General features: G+C 64.5%; 14 protein-coding genes and 1 pseudogene. 4 read left to right on the top strand and 11 right to left on the bottom strand.

Annotated features, from left to right (window positions below; translation table 11 throughout):
* Positions 1–154 precede the first annotated feature (154 nt).
* Entirely contained in the window at positions 155–808 is a 654-nt protein-coding gene (locus EJ068_RS01515) for a hypothetical protein (protein ID WP_127253011.1), read from the bottom strand.
* Positions 805–1,104, bottom strand: coding sequence for a DUF3572 domain-containing protein (locus tag EJ068_RS01510; RefSeq protein ID WP_126083783.1), 300 nt, complete (start codon positions 1,102–1,104; stop codon positions 805–807). Before EJ068_RS01510 ends, EJ068_RS01515 begins: the two co-directional genes overlap by 4 nt.
* 236 nt (positions 1,105–1,340) lie before the next feature.
* Between EJ068_RS01510 and EJ068_RS01505 the strand changes: the two genes are divergently transcribed.
* Positions 1,341–1,712 carry a response regulator gene (locus EJ068_RS01505; protein ID WP_027166515.1) on the top strand — a complete coding sequence of 124 codons (372 nt, stop codon included), beginning with the start codon at positions 1,341–1,343 and terminating at the stop codon, positions 1,710–1,712.
* A gap of 31 nt (positions 1,713–1,743) precedes the next feature.
* The gene (locus tag EJ068_RS01500) at positions 1,744–3,117 is read left to right on the top strand and encodes a PleD family two-component system response regulator (protein ID WP_127253010.1); all 1,374 of its coding nucleotides are present in this window, start codon (positions 1,744–1,746) and stop codon (positions 3,115–3,117) included.
* A 494-nt stretch (positions 3,118–3,611) separates the two neighbouring features.
* On the opposite strand, the gene rpmG is transcribed toward EJ068_RS01500, so the two are convergent.
* From rpmG to EJ068_RS01455, 8 genes and pseudogenes are all read right to left on the bottom strand, one after another.
* A complete protein-coding gene (gene rpmG, locus EJ068_RS01490) occupies positions 3,612–3,779 on the bottom strand; it encodes a 50S ribosomal protein L33 (protein ID WP_006201775.1) in 168 nt (55 codons plus the stop codon).
* 156 nt (positions 3,780–3,935) lie between these two features.
* Positions 3,936–4,394, bottom strand: coding sequence for a hypothetical protein (locus tag EJ068_RS01485; RefSeq protein ID WP_127386062.1), 459 nt, complete (start codon positions 4,392–4,394; stop codon positions 3,936–3,938).
* 93 nt (positions 4,395–4,487) lie between these two features.
* A complete protein-coding gene (locus tag EJ068_RS01480; RefSeq protein ID WP_126060507.1) occupies positions 4,488–5,663 on the bottom strand; it encodes an MFS transporter in 1,176 nt (391 codons plus the stop codon).
* Between the two features lie 20 nt (positions 5,664–5,683).
* The gene (locus EJ068_RS01475) at positions 5,684–6,424 is read right to left on the bottom strand and encodes an NUDIX hydrolase (RefSeq protein WP_127250152.1); all 741 of its coding nucleotides are present in this window, start codon (positions 6,422–6,424) and stop codon (positions 5,684–5,686) included.
* 88 nt (positions 6,425–6,512) lie between these two features.
* Positions 6,513–6,959, bottom strand: a complete 447-nt coding sequence (locus EJ068_RS01470) for a DUF983 domain-containing protein (RefSeq protein WP_127250153.1) — start codon at positions 6,957–6,959, stop codon at positions 6,513–6,515.
* Positions 6,959–9,265: a ribonuclease R gene (rnr, locus tag EJ068_RS01465; protein ID WP_127250154.1), complete on the bottom strand. Its 2,307-nt coding sequence runs from the start codon at positions 9,263–9,265 to the stop codon at positions 6,959–6,961. The genes EJ068_RS01470 and rnr overlap by 1 nt, the downstream gene beginning before the upstream one ends.
* A gap of 6 nt (positions 9,266–9,271) precedes the next feature.
* A complete protein-coding gene (gene topA, locus EJ068_RS01460; protein ID WP_127250155.1) occupies positions 9,272–11,839 on the bottom strand; it encodes a type I DNA topoisomerase in 2,568 nt (855 codons plus the stop codon).
* A 278-nt stretch (positions 11,840–12,117) separates the two neighbouring features.
* A pseudogene (locus EJ068_RS01455) lies at positions 12,118–12,495 on the bottom strand (hypothetical protein).
* Between the two features lie 165 nt (positions 12,496–12,660).
* Between EJ068_RS01455 and EJ068_RS01450 the strand changes: the two are divergent.
* On the top strand, positions 12,661–13,407 hold the full coding sequence (locus EJ068_RS01450) for a cytochrome c biogenesis CcdA family protein (RefSeq protein WP_126082398.1): 747 nt from the start codon (positions 12,661–12,663) through the stop codon (positions 13,405–13,407).
* Between the two features lie 22 nt (positions 13,408–13,429).
* Here the strand turns inward: EJ068_RS01450 and EJ068_RS01445 are convergent, their stop codons facing one another.
* On the bottom strand, positions 13,430–15,241 hold the full coding sequence (locus tag EJ068_RS01445) for an adenylate/guanylate cyclase domain-containing protein (RefSeq protein ID WP_245463311.1): 1,812 nt from the start codon (positions 15,239–15,241) through the stop codon (positions 13,430–13,432).
* Positions 15,242–15,601: 360 nt separating this feature from the next.
* Here EJ068_RS01445 and glmU point away from each other — a divergent pair, with 360 nt between their 5' ends.
* Positions 15,602–16,972, top strand: coding sequence for a bifunctional UDP-N-acetylglucosamine diphosphorylase/glucosamine-1-phosphate N-acetyltransferase GlmU (gene glmU / locus EJ068_RS01440; RefSeq protein ID WP_127250157.1), 1,371 nt, complete (start codon positions 15,602–15,604; stop codon positions 16,970–16,972).
* The last annotated feature ends 4 nt before the right edge of the window (positions 16,973–16,976 follow it).

Here is a 16,976-nt window from a genome sequence, read left to right as displayed (position 1 = left end):
TCTCCAAGGCATGCCACCTCCAAGGCAAACAGAGCTGACTGGTCAAAATCCCTGTGCTGGGGAACTAGGGCGTTTCACCGTTTCACGGAAACGGCGAAGCGCCCTGCCTACAGCGGTCGCCGAGCCAACCGCTCACGGTTCTCCCAGGGTTACGCTAAAGCCCAAGAGCGCGCGCGATCTTGGGCGCGGCCTCGCGCCAGTCCTCGACCGAGACGATGTCCTCCGGCGTCGGCGGCAGGAAGGCGCGCAGCGAGTTGTCGGCCATCAGATGGAAGAGGTGGGCGTCGGCCACGGAATTGCGCGCCGAGACCAGGTTGGAGGGCTGGTCGTCGACAAAGGCGACCGGCCGGCCTTTGAGGCCGCGCAGCTTGGCGATGGCCGGCCCCTTAGCCATCTCCGTCGTCAGCAGCGGGTAGTCGAGCCCCAGCGCATTGAGATGGGCGCGGCGCACCGCGCGATGCTTGTGTGGCATGGCGGTCAGCAGGACGATCTCGGCGCCTTGGCCAAGCATCGCCAGGGCGTCCGCCGCGCCCTCGGTGATGCTTTGCCAATCCGCCTGGGTGTCGAAGAAATCGCCCAGCAGCGCCGTCACTTCCGGCTGTTCGATCAGCCGGCCGGTCGCCGTTTCGGCGATGTTGCCTGTCAATCGGAAGGACGAGAGCGTCAGCCCGAAGCCGCGCGTTTTGAGGAAATGCGGAAAGCGCCGGACGAATTCCAGCACGACATCGTCGACATCGAGCACCAGCAGCGGCCGGTCGTCGTCGGCAAGCTCTTCGATCTGCCTCGCCGTCTCGGGATCGTCGCTCATGTCGAGCGCTCGTGATCGTCGTTGCCGAGCGGGAGGGCACGCAATGCCTTGCCGATGGCGGCCGGCGGCGTGCCGGTCTCCTCGGCGAAGCGCAGCAGCGTCGGCTCATGAGCGAGGATGAATTGCAGGACGCCGGCAAGGAAGCCAGGCTCCGCAGCGGCCTTGCGGATCGAGTTGGCCTCGATGCCGGTGATCGCCAGGAAGCGGGGCAGAAGTTCCGGATCGGCGGCGACGAAGCCCAGCGCCTTGACGGCAATGGTTTCCGCTTCCTCGCGCATTGACGCTGCGTTCGCCATCATTACCTTTGGAATGGTGGATTTTTGAGTCTGCTAACGCAGTAACGGCAAGCGTCGCTCGCGGCAAGCCTCCGCTCTCTCCCACAAAACGCCCGAAGGTGGAATTGGTGCAGCTTTCCAACCTCCGGTTTCCGTTTCGTCAATTATATTGGGCTAGGGTGGAAAGGGTTGGGTGCGGTCCGAGGAGACGCATTACGACGGTCTTCGACTTCGAGGGCGGTCGGGACGGGAAATTGATGGCTAAGAAGGTCATGATCGTCGAGGACAACGAGCTCAACATGAAGCTCTTTCGGGACCTCATCGAAGCCAGCGGTTACGAGACGGTCCGCACGCGCAACGGGTTGGAGGCGTTGGATCTGGCGCGCCAGCACCGGCCGGACCTCATTTTGATGGACATCCAGCTGCCCGAGGTCTCCGGCCTGGAAGTGACCAAATGGCTGAAGGAAGACGACGAATTGCATTCGATCCCTGTCATCGCCGTCACCGCCTTCGCGATGAAAGGCGATGAGGAGCGCATCCGCCAGGGCGGCTGCGAGGCCTATATCTCCAAGCCGATCTCGGTGCCGCGCTTCATCGAGACGATCAAATCCTATCTGGGCGATGCCTGATGCCCGAGACCAGCAGAACCGGAGTTTTCTGATGACCGCGCGGATCCTCGTCGTCGACGATATCCCCGCCAATGTGCGGCTGCTGGAGGTTCGGCTGCTTGCCGAGTATTTCGAGGTGCTGACGGCCAATAACGGCCCGGATGCGATCGAGACCTGCGAGAACGGCAAGGTCGACGTCGTGCTGCTCGACGTGATGATGCCAGGCATGGACGGGTTCGAGGTCTGCAAGCGCCTGAAGGGCGATCCGGCGACCTCGCATATACCGGTGGTCATGATCACCGCGCTCGACCAGGTCTCGGACCGGGTGCGCGGCCTCGAGGCCGGCGCGGACGATTTCCTGACCAAGCCGGTCAACGACCTGCAGCTGATGACGCGCGTGAAGAGCCTCGTCAGGCTGAAGTCGCTGACCGACGAGCTCAGGCTGCGCGCCTCGACCACGCGCAATATCGGGATCGAGGAACTTCTGAGCCGTGATTTCGCGACCGAAGACGTCAAGCCGAAGGTGCTTCTCATCGACGAGCGCAGATCCTCGGTCGAACGCATCCAGAAGATGCTGCGCCTCAGCGCCGAGCTCGATGTCGCGACCGATCCAAATGCAGGGTTCTTCCAGGCGGCGGAGATGCCGTATGAATGCGTGCTGATCTCGACCGCCTTCTCCGGCTTCGATGCGCTGAGGCTTTGCTCGCAACTGCGTTCGCTCGACCGCACCCGCTTCCTGCCGATCATGCTGCTCGCTGACGAGGGTGAGGAGGGCCGCATCCTGCGCGGACTGGAGCTCGGCATCAACGACTACCTGATCCGGCCGATCGACCAGCACGAGCTGATGGCGCGGCTGCGCACACAGGTGCGGCGCAAGCGCTACAACGACCAATTGCGCGCCAGCGTTGCCCAGACGATCGAGATGGCGGTGATCGACGGGCTGACCGGGCTGCACAACCGGCGCTACCTCGACAGCCACCTGCAGACGCTGTTCGATCGCGCCGCAGCGCGGCGGCGGCCGCTGTCGGTGATGATCACCGATCTCGACCGCTTCAAGTTGATCAACGACACCTATGGCCATGACGGCGGCGACGATGTGCTGCGGGAATTCGCCAGACGGCTGCGCAAGAATGTGCGCGGCATCGATCTCGCCTGCCGCTTCGGCGGGGAGGAGTTCGTCGTGGTCATGCCCGACACGGACGGCGCGGTCGCCGAGAAGGTGGCCGAGCGCATCCGCGCCGAGATCGCCCAGGCGCCTTTTGCCATCGGGAACGACGGCAAGACGATCGAGGTGACCGTCAGCGTCGGCGTATCCTCGCTTCTGAACGGAACCGACAGCGTCGCGGCACTGATGAAGCGCGCCGACCTTGCGCTCTATGAAGCCAAAAGCGGCGGCCGCAATCGGGTGGTCGCCAAGGCGGCTTGAAGCGCCTCGCCATCTTCCCGACCCGCTGTTTATGCTTTAGATTTAGATTTCGCGCATGTTCGCGCTTCAGCGGCGTGCCTGCAAAGGCGCCGATTCCCGGCCGTCCCTACAAGGTTAGGAATTTACCTTAACCCAAGCGATTCGCGAGCGGTGGTTAAGAAATGGTTGATTTTTATAAGGTCTTGCGCAAATCTGCGGCATAGACAGAAGGCAAGGCCGGCACGAGGGTAGACTAGCCGGCTCGATCCGAAAAATACCCCATGATGCTCAGGTCCGCCGCATCTCCTGGGTCCGTGGGGTCGGCCGGCCGGCGCTGGCACATAGTGGCCTCCTCGTACCGCTGCCAAACGCCGACCGGCCCCCTTTTTTTCAAGACTGAACCGACCGCGAACCAGCGCTGAACAGCGGCGCGGCTACCTTGCCGCCGGTCCCTCCTGAAAACAAAAACGCCGCCCCAAGGGCGGCGCTTTTGGCTTACGCGGCGGGAAACCGGATTACTTGATCTTGGTTTCCTTGAACTCGACGTGCTTCTTGGCGACCGGATCGTACTTGCGGAACGAGAGCTTGTCCGTCTTGGTACGGCTGTTCTTGCTGGTCACGTAGAAGAACCCGGTGTCGGCGGTCGACAGAAGCTTGATCTTGATGTTTGCGGCTTTGGCCATGATGTTCGTCCGTTAATGTTCGTGGAGTTTTGGCCGCTGGAGCACGGGGAAAACACCCGGACGCGGGAAACTTGGCGCGACACATAAAGAACGCGCCCGGAAAGTCAAGCCCGGGCGCCTTCTTCGTCTAATTTCGGCATGGGCGATTTCACCGCTTCAAGCGCTATGCTCGACCAGCTGCCCCTTCTTTTTCCAGTCGCCGGTCGTGTTCCACCTGCGATTCGGATTGGCGCGGTCGTCCAGGCCCTTGGAGCGGCTGGCGAGCAGCGGCTGGATGCGGATGACGGGCTCCTGATAGGAATGGGCCTGGAATATCGCCTCGACGACACGGGCGGCGAGCGCCTGGTCGTCAGCGATCTCGAATGACACTTCGACGGTGCCCGGCCGCCGGCGCAGTTCGTTCTCGGCGCCGGCGGCGGCGCCGTCGAGCGGCCGATAGCGCTCGATGCCCTGCGCCGACTGATAGGCGTTGCTGTCATATTTGCCCATGCGCAGCGGCGTTATCGCCACTACCGCCTCCATGATACGCTCGACATCGGCAACCGGCGCCTGGAATGTGACGAGCAGAAGCAGTTCCATCCTGAGGGATTTGGTTTCAAAGCCGCTGTCGATCATCGCAATTCTCCTGCCTGGCGTTGGAGCCAAGGTATAGCAGGGGTGCTGCTGACACGGTGATGTCAGGATGTCCGATGCCGGCGGCGTCCGCCGCTAGAGAATCTTGCGCACCAGCCTGACCAGGACCAGAAGCATGTAGGCGGCGAAGAAGATGGCCAGCGACCAGCCGAAGCCCGAGGGGCCGAAGGCGTCCATGCCGATGCCGATCGCCTGCGGACCGATCACCATGCCGACCCCGTAGCACAGCACGAAGGCCGCGTTGGCGGATGCCAGCTCATGGCCGGAAAGCTGCGAGCCGAGATGGGCAAGGCCGATCGTGTACATGGCCGCGACGACGCCGCCCCAGACAAACAAAAGGGCGGCCATAAGATGCCAGTTCTGCGCGAAGAAGGGCATGAATACGGTGCCGATCAGGCCGACGGTGGCGCAGCCCAGAAGCAGATGGCGCCGATCCGAGACACGGTCGCTGATCATGCCGATCGGGATCTGCAGAAGCACGTTGCCGAGCCCGATCATCGTCAGCAGAAGTGCAGCGTCGGCCTCCGAATAGCCGATCCGGCTGCCATAGACGGGGAAGAGCGAGAAACCGCCGGTCTCGACCGCGCCGAAGACAAGCACGGCGAAGGTCGCGGTCGGCACCAGCCAGATGTAGCGCAGGAAATGGCTGGTCTCGCTCTCGGCGACGATTGTCGGGCTCTCGTTGCGGGCCGCCAGCACCGGAATCGCGGCAAGCGTCACCAGCGCTATGGTGACGCCGAATGGCAGGAAGCCCGAACTGCCGAGATGGGCGAACAGCCAGGGTCCGGCGGCGAAGCCGAGCGACAGCACGGTGGCGTAGATGCCAAGCACAAGGCCGCGGCGGTTCGGCGGCGCGGAGGTGCTGATCCAGAATTCCGACAGGATGAACAGCACCGTCAGCGAGATATGCAGGGCGACGCGGAGCGGGAACCACATCCAGAAATCCGGCGCGAAGTGAAAGCCGACGAAGGCGAGCGCGCCGATGGCGATCATCAACAGCATGGTCCAGGCGACGCCAAGCCGCATGGCAAGCGGGGTTGCCAGAGGCGCGCCGGCGATCGAGGCGAGGCCGGCGACGGCCGTGTTGAGGCCGATCATCGATGCGGAGTGGCCGCGGCTTTCCAGAATGACGCTGAGCAGCGGCATGCCGAGGCCGATGGCGATGCCGACGACGCTGATCGAGGAGATAGCCGCGACCATCGGCAGCCAGTGTACGCGTTCGTCGCCCTGTTGTTGGGTATCGACCGTCATGGGACCAAAATGCTCTGCTTCTAAAGAACTTCGCGGACGAAGCGGTTGCGGACGAGCCGGAAGAACGGCACGGCGCCGCCCGGCCGCAGCAAGGGATCGTCTGCAAGCCGACCTTCCAGTTCTTCCAGGATCATGCCGGTGATGTCCGGGATGTCGGCCTTGCGGGCATCGGCAAGCGGCAGCCAGACGAGTTCCTCCAGCTCGTTGGTCGGGCCGCCGCCGGGCAATTCCACGGCAACGTCGTGGCGCCAGGCGCTGAAGAAGCGCGTGTCGAAACGGCGCACGCGATTGGGCGGGGTGATGGCGCGGGCGACGAAGCGGAGCACGTCCAGCGACGGGATGACGCCATGTTCGGCGAAACCCTGCCAGTCGCGCTTCGCGGTCGAGAAGGCGCCCTTGCGGCCGATCAGCAGGCCGGCTTCCTCATAGGTCTCGCGAATCGCCGACAGGGCGATTGCTTGCGCCCGCGCCGCGCTGGCCCGGCCGGGGCCGGCGACCAGCTTTTTCTCTTCTTCGCCGCGCAGAGGCGCGCCGACGGCAATGCAGCTGTCCGCGGGATCGGTGCGGCCGCCGGGAAAGACGTATTTTCCGGGCATGAAGGCATGCCTGGCGTGTCGCCTGCCCATCAGCACCAGGACATCCTTGCCCTGGCGATCGAGCAGAATAAGGGTCGCGGCATCACGCGGACGCAGCGCCCGGCCGCTGCGCACGGCCAGGCCCTTATCGGGCTTGTCGACATCCGCCTTGGTCATTCCTTCCATGCGCCCGACCTAGCGGAAACTTCCTTGCTGTGAAAGTGGCTTGCGCGTCGCGGCTTTTGAACCAGGGCGGACAGCGGTGCGACCTGGCTTACGAATGGCTCTCGAATTCATCCTTCTCGCCGCCGAAGCCGTGCATATAAAGCGCCCATTGCAGGCCGATGACGGCGCCCTTGACCGGTTGCAAAAGTGCGAGCGCGAGAATGATGGTCAGCGGCACCCAGATCAGCGCGTGCTGTAAGTTTGACAGCGTGGTGGTCGCCTCCACTGCCATGAACGAGCCAACCACGATGTGGCCGACAATGACAATGACCAGATAGGCAGGCAGGTCGTCCGCGCGATGGTGATGGATCTCCTCGCCACAGACGCTGCACGTGTCGACGGTCTTGGTGAAGGCGTAAAACAGCTTGCCTTCGCCGCAACGCGGGCAACGGCCGAGAAGGCCGGGCTTGATCGCCGTCCACAGCGGACGGGCGACACGGCCAGAGTGATGCTCGCCACCAAAAACCTGTTCTTCCACATGCGAATCGCCTGGCATCATCTTCTCCTGCCGCGCGGACCGACGCGCGGTTGCGACGCGCGGGCGCGGCCCTTGGCCTTGTGGAACGACCGCCTCGAGCCGGGCAGGGGCTTCGGGTCGGTCAGCATCTCGAAACGCATCGCACCGGCCATCGGCGCGACTTCGACCAGCCGAACTTCGACGCGGTCGGCAAGCTGATAGCCTTTGCCGGTGCGTTCGCCGAACAGCGATCGGGCGGTTTCGTCATAGATATAGTAGTCGCCGCCCAGAGTTGACACCGGAATAAAGCCGTCGGCGCCATACTGCGGCAATTGGACAAACAGCCCCGCCTTGGTGACGCCGGAGATGCGCGCGTCGAACGTGTCGTTGACGCGCTCGGCGAGATAGGCGGCGATCAGCCGGTCGACCGTATCGCGCTCGGCGGCCATGGCGCGGCGTTCCGTGGCCGAGATCAGCGCGGCGACCTCTTCCAGCCGGTCCGCCTCCTGCTGCGTCAGCCCGCCAGGCCCAAGTCCAAGCGCCGAGATAAGCCCCCGGTGGACGATCAGATCGGCATAGCGGCGGATCGGCGAGGTGAAATGCGCGTAGCGACGGAGGTTGAGGCCGAAATGGCCGATGTTCTTCGGCGAGTACTCCGCCTGGCTCTGCGAGCGCAGCACCACTTCGTTGACCAGCGCCTCGTTGTCGGCACCGCGCACCCGCTCCAGAATGCCGTTGAACTGGCTGGGCCGCATCTGCGCGCCGCGCGCCAGAGACAGGCTGAGCGTTTGCAGGAACTCACGCAGCGATTCCTGCTTGGCGAGCGACGGCGCGTCATGGATGCGGTAGACGAGGGGCTCTTTCTTGCCCTCCAGGGTCTCGGCGGCCGCGACATTGGCCTGGATCATGAACTCCTCGATGAGCTTATGCGCGTCGAGACGCTCCGGCACGACGACCCGGTCGACGGTGCCGTCCGGCTTCAGCAGGATCTTGCGTTCCGGCAGGTCGAGCTCCAGCGGCTGGCGGGCGTCGCGGCCGCGCTTCAGCACGGCATAGGCATCCCAGAGCGGCTTCAGGACGCTGTCGAGGAGCGGCCGGGTCTTGTCGTCGGGCACGCCGTCGATCGCGGCTTGCGCCTGCGGGTAGGCGAGCTTGGCCGCCGACTTCATCATCACACGGTGGAAGGAATGGCGCAGCTTTCGGCCTTCCGAGGAGAAGGTGATGCGCACCGCGATGGCCGGCCGGTCCTCGCCTTCGCGCAGCGAGCAGAGGTCGTTGGAGATGCGTTCGGGCAGCATCGGCACGACCCGGTCCGGGAAATAGACCGAATTGCCGCGCTTCAGGGCTTCGCGGTCGAGCGGCTTTCCATAGCGCACATAGGCCGCGACATCGGCGATCGCCACGGTGACGACGACGCCGCCGGGATTCTTCTCGTCCGTGTCGGGCGTGGCGAAGACAGCATCGTCATGGTCCTTGGCGTCGGCCGGATCGATGGTCACCAAAGGCAGGTCGCGCCAATCCTCGCGGTGATCGAGCGTCGGCGGTTTCACCGCTTCGGCCTCGGCAATCACGTCCGCGGGAAAGACATGGGGAATGTCGTGGGCATGGATGGCGATCATCGAGACCGCCTTTTCGCTGCTCAAGGATCCCAGCACGGCCAGCACTTTTGCCCTGGGCAGCCCGTAACGGGATGCCCGCGCCGGCTCGACCTCGACGAGATCGCCGTTCCGGGCGCCATTCTGGAATTCCTTGTCGACGATCAGCTCCGGCTGGCGGCGTTCGACGGGCTCGATGCGGAACGTGCCGTCCTTCAGCACGCGGAAGACGCCGAGCACCGCGTCGCTGCGCTTCTCGAAGATCTTCATCACCCGGCCGGTATAGGCGGGGCCCGACGGGTCGTCGGTCGGGAAGGTTTTGGCAAGCACACGGTCGCCGATGCCGGGCGCCGGGCCGCCGGCGCCGCGCGAGATGCGGATGGCGATGACGGGCGCAGAACCGGCGCCGGTATATTCGCTCGGATTGGCCAGGAGCACGCCGTCTTCGTCTCGGCCGAAAATATCGAGCACGGCGACGTGAGGCACTGCGCCGGCGCGGGTCAGGCGCTTGCGCTCCTTGTTGAGCAGACCTTCATCCTGGAGATCGCGCAACATGTCCTTCAGCCAGACGCGATCCTCGCCGCGCAGCGCAAAGGCCTTGGCGATCTCGCGCTTGCCGGAGCGGTCGGGATTTTCGGCGATGTAGCGCAGGATCTCGTCGCGCGAGGGCCGATAGTCGTCCTTGACCTTGGCCCTCGTGTCGGCGTGGCGCGGATCGCCGTGGCTTCTTCCGGAGATCCTGCGCGCCACGTCCTGCTACCCCTTCTTCGCCGCCCTGCGGAAGGGCTTTTTGCCACCTCCGCCCTTGGCTTCCTTTTCGGCGATCAGGGCGAGCGCCTCTTCCATCGTCACCGATTGCGGGTCCTTGCCCTTGGGCAGCGTCGCATTGACCTTGCCGTAATTGACATAGGGCCCGTAGCGGCCGTCGCGTACCGTGATCTTGCCGCCGCCGTCCGGATGGTCGCCAAGCTCTTTCAGCGCCGCCGGCGTGGCGCCGTTGCGGCCGCCCTTGCCCTTCTGCTGCTTCTCGGCGATCACCGAGACGGCGCGGTTCAGGCCGATCGAGAACACGTCCTCGATGCTCTCCAGATTGGCGTACGTGCCGTCATGCAGCACGAACGGGCCGTAGCGGCCGAGGCCGGCCGAGATCATCTTGCCGGTTTCGGGATGTTTTCCGACGTCGCGCGGCAGCGCCAGCAGGGCCAGCGCCTTCTCGTGGTCGATCGACTCGGGCGTCCAGCCCTTGGGCAGGCTCGAGCGCTTGGCGTCCTTGCCTTCGCCGCGCTGGATATAGGGACCGAAGCGGCCGCTCCTCAGCGTGATTTCCTCGGCCGTGTAAGGATCCTTGCCGAGCAGCCTGACGCCGTCCTCGCCATTGCCGTTCTCGCCATTGGGGTTGGCGGCGTCGCCGAGCTGGCGGGTGTAGGAGCACTCCGGATAGTTCGAGCAGCCGACGAAAGCGCCGAACTTGCCGAGCTTCAGCGACAGATTTCCGGTGCCGCATTTCGGGCAGATGCGCGGGTTGGAGCCGTCCTCGCGCTCCGGGAAGACAAGCGGCGCGAGCTCTTCGTTGAGCGCATCGAGCACGTCGGTGACACGCAATTCCTTGATGTCGTCGACGGCGCCGGAGAAATCCTTCCAGAAGTCGCGCAGAACGTCCTTCCAGGCGAGCTTGCCGTCGGAAATCTCGTCGAGCTTCTCTTCAAGCGAAGCGGTGAAATCATATTCGACGTAACGCTCGAAGAAGCTTTCGAGGAAGGCCGAGAGCAGCCGGCCCTTGGCCTGCGGCACCAGCTTGCGCCGGTCGATGGTGACGTAGTCGCGATCCTCGAGCGTCTTCAGGATCGCGGTGTAGGTCGATGGCCGGCCGATGCCGAGCTCCTCCAGCTTCTTGATCAGCGACGCCTCGGAATAGCGCGGCGGCGGTTCGGTGGTGTGCTGGATGGCGTTGATCGCCTGGCGGGCAAGTTGCTCGCCGGAGCGGATCTCGGGCAGGCGGTGGCTCTCCTCGTCCTCCGCGTCCTCGTCCTTCTGGTCGGTGTAGGCGGCGATGAAGCCGTCGAAGCGGATGACCGAACCGATCGCGCGCAACTCGGCGGTGCGAGCGCCGTTGACGGCCTCGATCTCGGCCGTGGTGCGCTCGATCTCGGCCGGCTGCATCTGGCTGGCGATGGCGCGCTTCCAGATCAGCTCGTAGAGGCGGGCCTGGTCGGCGTCGAGATATTGCCGAACGGAAGCCGGCGTGCGCCGGAAATCGGTCGGGCGGATCGCCTCGTGGGCTTCCTGGGCGTTCTTGGCCTTGGTGGTGTAGAAACGCGGCTTCTCCGGTAGGTATTTCGCGCCGAATTCGCTGACGATGGCATTGCGGGCGGCCTCGATCGCCTCCGGCGCCATCTGCACGCCGTCGGTTCGCATATAGGTGATGAGGCCGGCGGTCTCGCCGCCGATATCCATGCCTTCGTAGAGCTTTTGCGCCACCTGCATGGTGCGCGTCGCCGAGAAGCCGAGGCCGGACGAGGCGGCCTGCTGCAGCGTCGAGGTGGTGAAGGGCGGGCCGGGATTGCGCTTTGTCGGCTTGGCTTCGACCGACAATGCCTTGAAGGTCGCGCCTTCCAGCATCGCCTTGATGTCGTCGGCCTGCGCCTTGTTGGCGATATCGAGTTTTTGCAGCTTCTTGCCGGCAAAGGCGGTGAGCCGCGCCTCGAAACTGTCGTTGCGCGGCGTGTTGAGGATGGCGGCGATCTGCCAGTATTCCTCGCGGATGAAGCGCTCGATCTCGGATTCCCGGTCGCAGACGAGGCGCAGCGCCACCGACTGCACGCGGCCGGCGGAACGGGCGCCCGGCAGCTTGCGCCACAGCACCGGCGACAGCGTGAAGCCGACCAGATAGTCCAGCGCGCGGCGGGCCAGATAGGCGTCGACCAGCGGCGCATCGATCTGGCGCGGATTGGCCATCGCGTCGAGCACCGAGGCCTTGGTGATGGCGTTGAAGACGACGCGGCTGACCGGTTTGTCCTTCAGCGCGCGCTTCTGCTTCAGCACTTCCAGCACATGCCATGAAATCGCCTCGCCCTCGCGATCCGGGTCGGTGGCGAGGATCAGGCCGTCAGCATCCTTGACCGCCTTGGCGATGTCGGCGAGGCGCTTGCCGGACGCCGTGTCGACCGACCAGGACATGGCAAAGTCCTCGTCCGGGCGAACCGAGCCGTCCTTGGCCGGCAGATCGCGGACATGGCCGAACGAGGCCAGAACCTTATAGTTCTTGCCGAGATATTTGTTGATTGTCTTCGCCTTGGCCGGCGATTCGACGACGACGACGTCCATGAGGTCTCTTTAATCAGCTGTGAGGTGGCGGAAGAACTCCGCGACGCACGACGAAATCCCACTCTTTTCGTCGCTCAAATGGCCGTGCTTTTGCAATCGGTCAAGGGGAAGCGGCCAATTTGGGAAGCGGCCGCCGACGATACACTCTTAGAGTGTATGGCAAAGATCACTTTTTTGGCGACGGAGGCGTGCGCGCCCCGAACCGGCGACGACCGGCGGAAAGAGGACTGGCTGCCGGATCAAGGAACCCGGCAGCCGGATCGCTCAATGAGGCGAGCTCAATCTGCCTTCACGACGTGCCAGGCTCCGGCGACGCCTTCGCCGTTCATGTCGCCGGCCTTCTTGTCCTTGACGAAGGTGTAGACCGGCTTGCCGTCATAGGCCCACATATTGGTGCCGTCGGTGCGCTTGACGACAGACCATTCGCCTTCGGTCTTCGTGCTTGCCTTGGCTTTCAGCGGCGGCCAGTTGGCGGCGCATTTGTCATAGCAGTTGGACTTGCCCTTCTCGTCCTTGTCGAAAGTGTAGAGGGTCATGCCCTTGGCGTCGGTGTAGATCTTGGTGCCGCCCACTTAGGCTTCCTTCCAGGCCTCGGCGGCCTGGGACGCGGCGGTGCCGAGCAGAAGGGCGGCAAACCCGAGTGCGATCATTTTCATGATAAATCTCCCTGAACAAGCGCGCGGCAGTCGCGCGCTCATTCGGTCAACGCGTTGTGGAGCCCGTTTCTTCCTTTGGCGAAGCGGCGACTTGCCACACAATGGTGATTGGCAGGCGCACGCCCGCATCGCTATATCGACGCCAGCACAATCGGGACTCATGGAATGGCACTGGACATCGGCTATGTCAGCGCGGTCGGGGCGGGAGCGATCTCGTTCCTGTCGCCTTGCGTGCTGCCGCTGGTGCCGCCCTATCTCTGTTACATGGCCGGCGTGTCGGTCGACGATTTCCGCGGCAATCATGCCATGACGGCGCGGGAAGGCACGCGTGGCGCGCTGCTCTATGCCTCGCTTGCTTTCGTGCTCGGCTTCTCCACGGTGTTCGTCGCGCTGGGCGCCGGCGCCTCGACCATCGGCAGGCTGCTGCGGGTCTGGCAGGAGCCGCTGGCGATGGCGGCTGGCGCACTCATCATCATCATGGGGCTGAATTTTCTGGGCATATTGCGCATTCCGCTGCTGTCGCGCGAGGCGCGCTTCCAGTCGCAGGGCAAGCCCGCAAACATGGTCGCCGCCTATGTCATGGGTCTGGCCTTCGCCTTTGGCTGGACGCCCTGCATCGGGCCGGTGCTGGGGCCGATCCTGACCTTGGCCGGCGGGCGCGAGACGGTCGGCGAGGGCGCGCTGCTGCTCGCCGCCTATTCGCTCGGGCTGGGCATCCCGTTCCTGATCGCGGCGCTGTTTTCCGGTGCGTTCATGCGCTTCCTCGGCAAATTCCGCGTCCATCTCGGCCGCGTCGAGAAGGGCATCGGCGCGCTGCTGGTCGTCGCCGGCGTATTTTTCCTCACGGGCGGCGTGCAGAGTGCGTCCTACTGGCTGCTGGAGAATTTCCCGGTGCTGGGGCGACTGGGGTAGGCTGCCATTTTATGCGCGACGATCACTCCGGCACGCCGGCGACGCCCAAGGCCTCGACGTAACGCTCGCCGAACACCTTGTCCTGCCATGGGTTGATCTGTCTCTGCAGGGTGAGCGTGTAGGTCGGGAACGCCTCCATCAGCCGCTGCGCCGCCGCCCGCGCCTCGTCCAACCGATTGAGTTTGACCAGCGCCATGATCACCACCCGGTGCGAGGAGCCGTAGTTCGGCATCTCGTGCAGCGCGCGTTCACCCCATGCCAGCGCTTCCTCGTAGCGCTCGAGCATCAGGTAGCTCATCCCGATGCCCGAGAGCGCGATGCCTTTCTCGGGATCGACCGGGCTCAGCCGCATTGCCCTATGAAAATGCTCGATAGCGACGAGCGGGCGGCCGGAATGTGCGTTGACCCAGCCGCAGCTCGTATGGCCCTGCGCCGAATTGGGATTGAGCCGCAGGGATCGTTCGATAGTGGCCAGCGCCATCTCGTAGTCCTTCGCGCTGTAGGCAATGACCTGCGCGGCGAAGCGCAGGCTCGTGGGGTCGTCGCGCGCTTCCGGCAGTACCTCGCGCGCCATGCGCGTGGCGACTCTGGTATCGTCGGGCTCGTGCCAGCACTGGCTCACGGAGATGCTGCGGATATGGGCGCCGAGTGCCTTCGCCAAGTTGAAGCCAGGATCGATGCTGAGCGCCTCGTTGGTGAGCCGTCGCACGTCGGCAAAGCCTTCGCGGGTCATGCTGTAGAAGCACGGCAGCGCGCGAAGGTAGAGGTCGTAGGCGCTCATGTAGTCGGTCGGCTTCATGCGCGCCTGCTTGATTTCCTCCAGCCGGATGCTCGGCTCGACAGCGCCGACGACGCTCTCGGTCACCTTGTCCTGCAGGTCGAAGATGTCGCACATATCGCCCTCGAAGCGGTCGGCCCAGACATGGTGCCCGCTGATCGCGTCCACCAACTGCCCACTGATGCGAACCCGCGAACCTGCTCGGCGGATGCTGCCTTCAAGCACGTAGCGGACGCCCAGCTCGCGCCCGACCTGGCGCAGGTCCACGGCCCGGCCCTTGTAGGTGAAGGACGAGTTTCGGGCGATCACGAAGAAGGAGTCCACCCGGCTCAATCCCGTGATGATGTCTTCCACCAGCCCGTCGGCGAAGTATTCCTGGTCGGGGTCGCCGCTCATGTTGGTGAAGGGCAGAACCGCGATCGAGGGTTTCTCGGGCAGGGGAGGCGGTGCGGCGCTGGCGTCGGCCTCGACGCGGTAAGCGCGCACGGGCCGCTCGATGTTCTTGAGGCGCAGGTCGCCAAGCGGCGTGAAGCCGCAGTCGAGCTTGCCCTGAAGGTGGTCGTAGGCGGTACCCGAGACGACCACGGTGCCTGGATCGGCGACGCTTTCGAGGCGGGCGGCGATATTGACCCCGTCGCCGTAGATGTCACCGTCCTCCTCGCAGACCACGTCCCCGAGATTGACGCCGATGCGGAAGCGAATCCGCTCTTCCTCGGGCGTCTCCGACTCGTGTTCCGCCAAGGCCTGCTGGATCGCCATCGCCGAGGTCACCGCGTTAACGACGCTCGCGAACTCGCAAAGCATGCCGTCGCCGGTGAGCTTGACGACCCGACCGTGGTGCTCGGAGACCAGCGGTTCGAGGAGATCCTTGCGGTAGGTCTTGAGCCGCTCGAGCGTGCCACGCTCGTCGCGCTCCATCAGGCGCGAGTAGCCGACCACGTCGCAAGCCAGGATCGCTGCGAGGTGGCGCTGCGTGCTCGGCCATACGCCTGCACGCGGGCCGCCCCGCGTCCATGTCCTGCCAACTTCCAGACGCGCCGCGCGCATGGTATCCATCTCTCTCCCAGTCTCCGCCGATATGGAACGGAAACGCAGTTTGACCTTGCCTTCACGAGAATTCGCTATCCCGCTTTCGAGGCGTGGAGCGTTCGAGTCGCCCCCGCCAACAGAGAACCGACGACACGCTCGCGCGGCCTCCGCCGATGCTGACACAGCACTCCCAGCAGGCCGGGGATATTTCCTGACCTATGTAACCGGCTGACGTCACCGCGGCGGTGCTTTTGTATCTGGAACCTCACCGGACATCCGCGCTTGGAGACCTCGCTCCGCCATCTCACCGGAATTTAACCGCATTGGTGCAGCATTACGCCGCTGCTAGCATGCATTGATTCAAGCCCTTTCATACGGTTGCCATCCATGAGCCAGAGATCCTGCCTGTCCGTCATCCTCGCCGCCGGCGAGGGCACGCGCATGAAAAGCGCGATGCCAAAAGTGCTGCATGCCATAGCCGGCCTGCCTATGGTGGCGCATGTCGTGAAAGCGGCCGAGGCGGCCGGCGCGACGGGCCTGGCGCTGGTGATCGGGCACGGCGCCGACGAGATGCGCAAGGCAGCACAGAAATTCGCGCCCAAGGCGGAGACTTTCGTGCAGGAGAAGCGGCTCGGCACCGCGCATGCTGTTCTGGCTGCTCGCGAAGCGATATCAAAGGGTTACGACGACATCCTCGTCATGTTCGGCGATACGCCTCTGATCGATGCGCAGGCGCTGGCCGCCGCGCGGCAGAAGCTCGCCGAGGGCGCCGCGGTGGCGGTCATCGGCTTTCGACCGCCAAGCCCGGCCGGCTATGGCCGTTTGGTCGAGAAGGGCAGCAAGCTCGTCGCCATCCGCGAGGAAAGGGACTGCTCGGAGGAGGAAAAGAAGATCGGCTTCTGCAACGCCGGCATGATGGCGGTGGCGGGCAGCCATGCGCTGCGGCTGCTGGACAAAGTCGGCAACAAGAATGCCAAGGGCGAATTCTACCTCACCGACATCGTCGAGATCGCCGGCGCCGAGGGGCTCGACGTGGTGGCCACCGAGGCGGGCTTCGAGAGCGCGCTCGGCATCAACAACCGGGCCGAGCTTGCCGAGGCGGAAGCGATCTGGCAGGCGCGCCGGCGGCGCGAGGCGATGCTGTCCGGCGTGACGCTGATCGCGCCCGAAACCGTTTATTTCTCGCACGACACCGAGATCGGCGCCGACACGATCGTCGAGCCGAATGTGTGGTTTGGCCTGGGCGTCAAGATTTCCACCGGCGCCACGATCCATGCTTTTAGCCATATGACGGGCGCTACCATCGCGGAGAATTGCGAGGTCGGGCCGTTCGCGCGGCTGCGGCCTGGTGCCGACCTCAGGAAAAAGGCCAAGGTGGGCAATTTCTGCGAAGTCAAGCAGTCGACAGTGGAAGAAGGCGCGAAGGTCAACCACCTGACCTATATCGGCGACGCGCGCGTCGGGGCCGGGGCCAATATCGGCGCCGGCACCATCACCTGCAACTATGACGGCTACTCGAAATTCTTCACCGATATCGGCGAGGGCGCCTTTGTCGGCTCGAATTCCTCGCTGGTGGCGCCGGTCACGATCGGCAAGGGCGGCTATATCGCCTCCGGCAGCGTGATCACCGAAAGCGTGCCTGACGATGCGCTGGCTTTCGGCCGTGCCCGCCAGAAGACGATCCCCGGCAAGGGCAAGGAATTGCGCGAGCGCTTCGCCTCGGCCGCAGCGGCAAGGAAGAAAGCGGCGGCGGAGTAGCGTT

Source organism: Mesorhizobium sp. M2A.F.Ca.ET.043.02.1.1 (assembly GCF_003952405.1).
Lineage (GTDB): Bacteria > Pseudomonadota > Alphaproteobacteria > Rhizobiales > Rhizobiaceae > Mesorhizobium.
The sequence above is the reverse complement of the archived record's forward strand: the minus strand, read 5'-3'. Positions and strand labels throughout refer to the sequence as shown.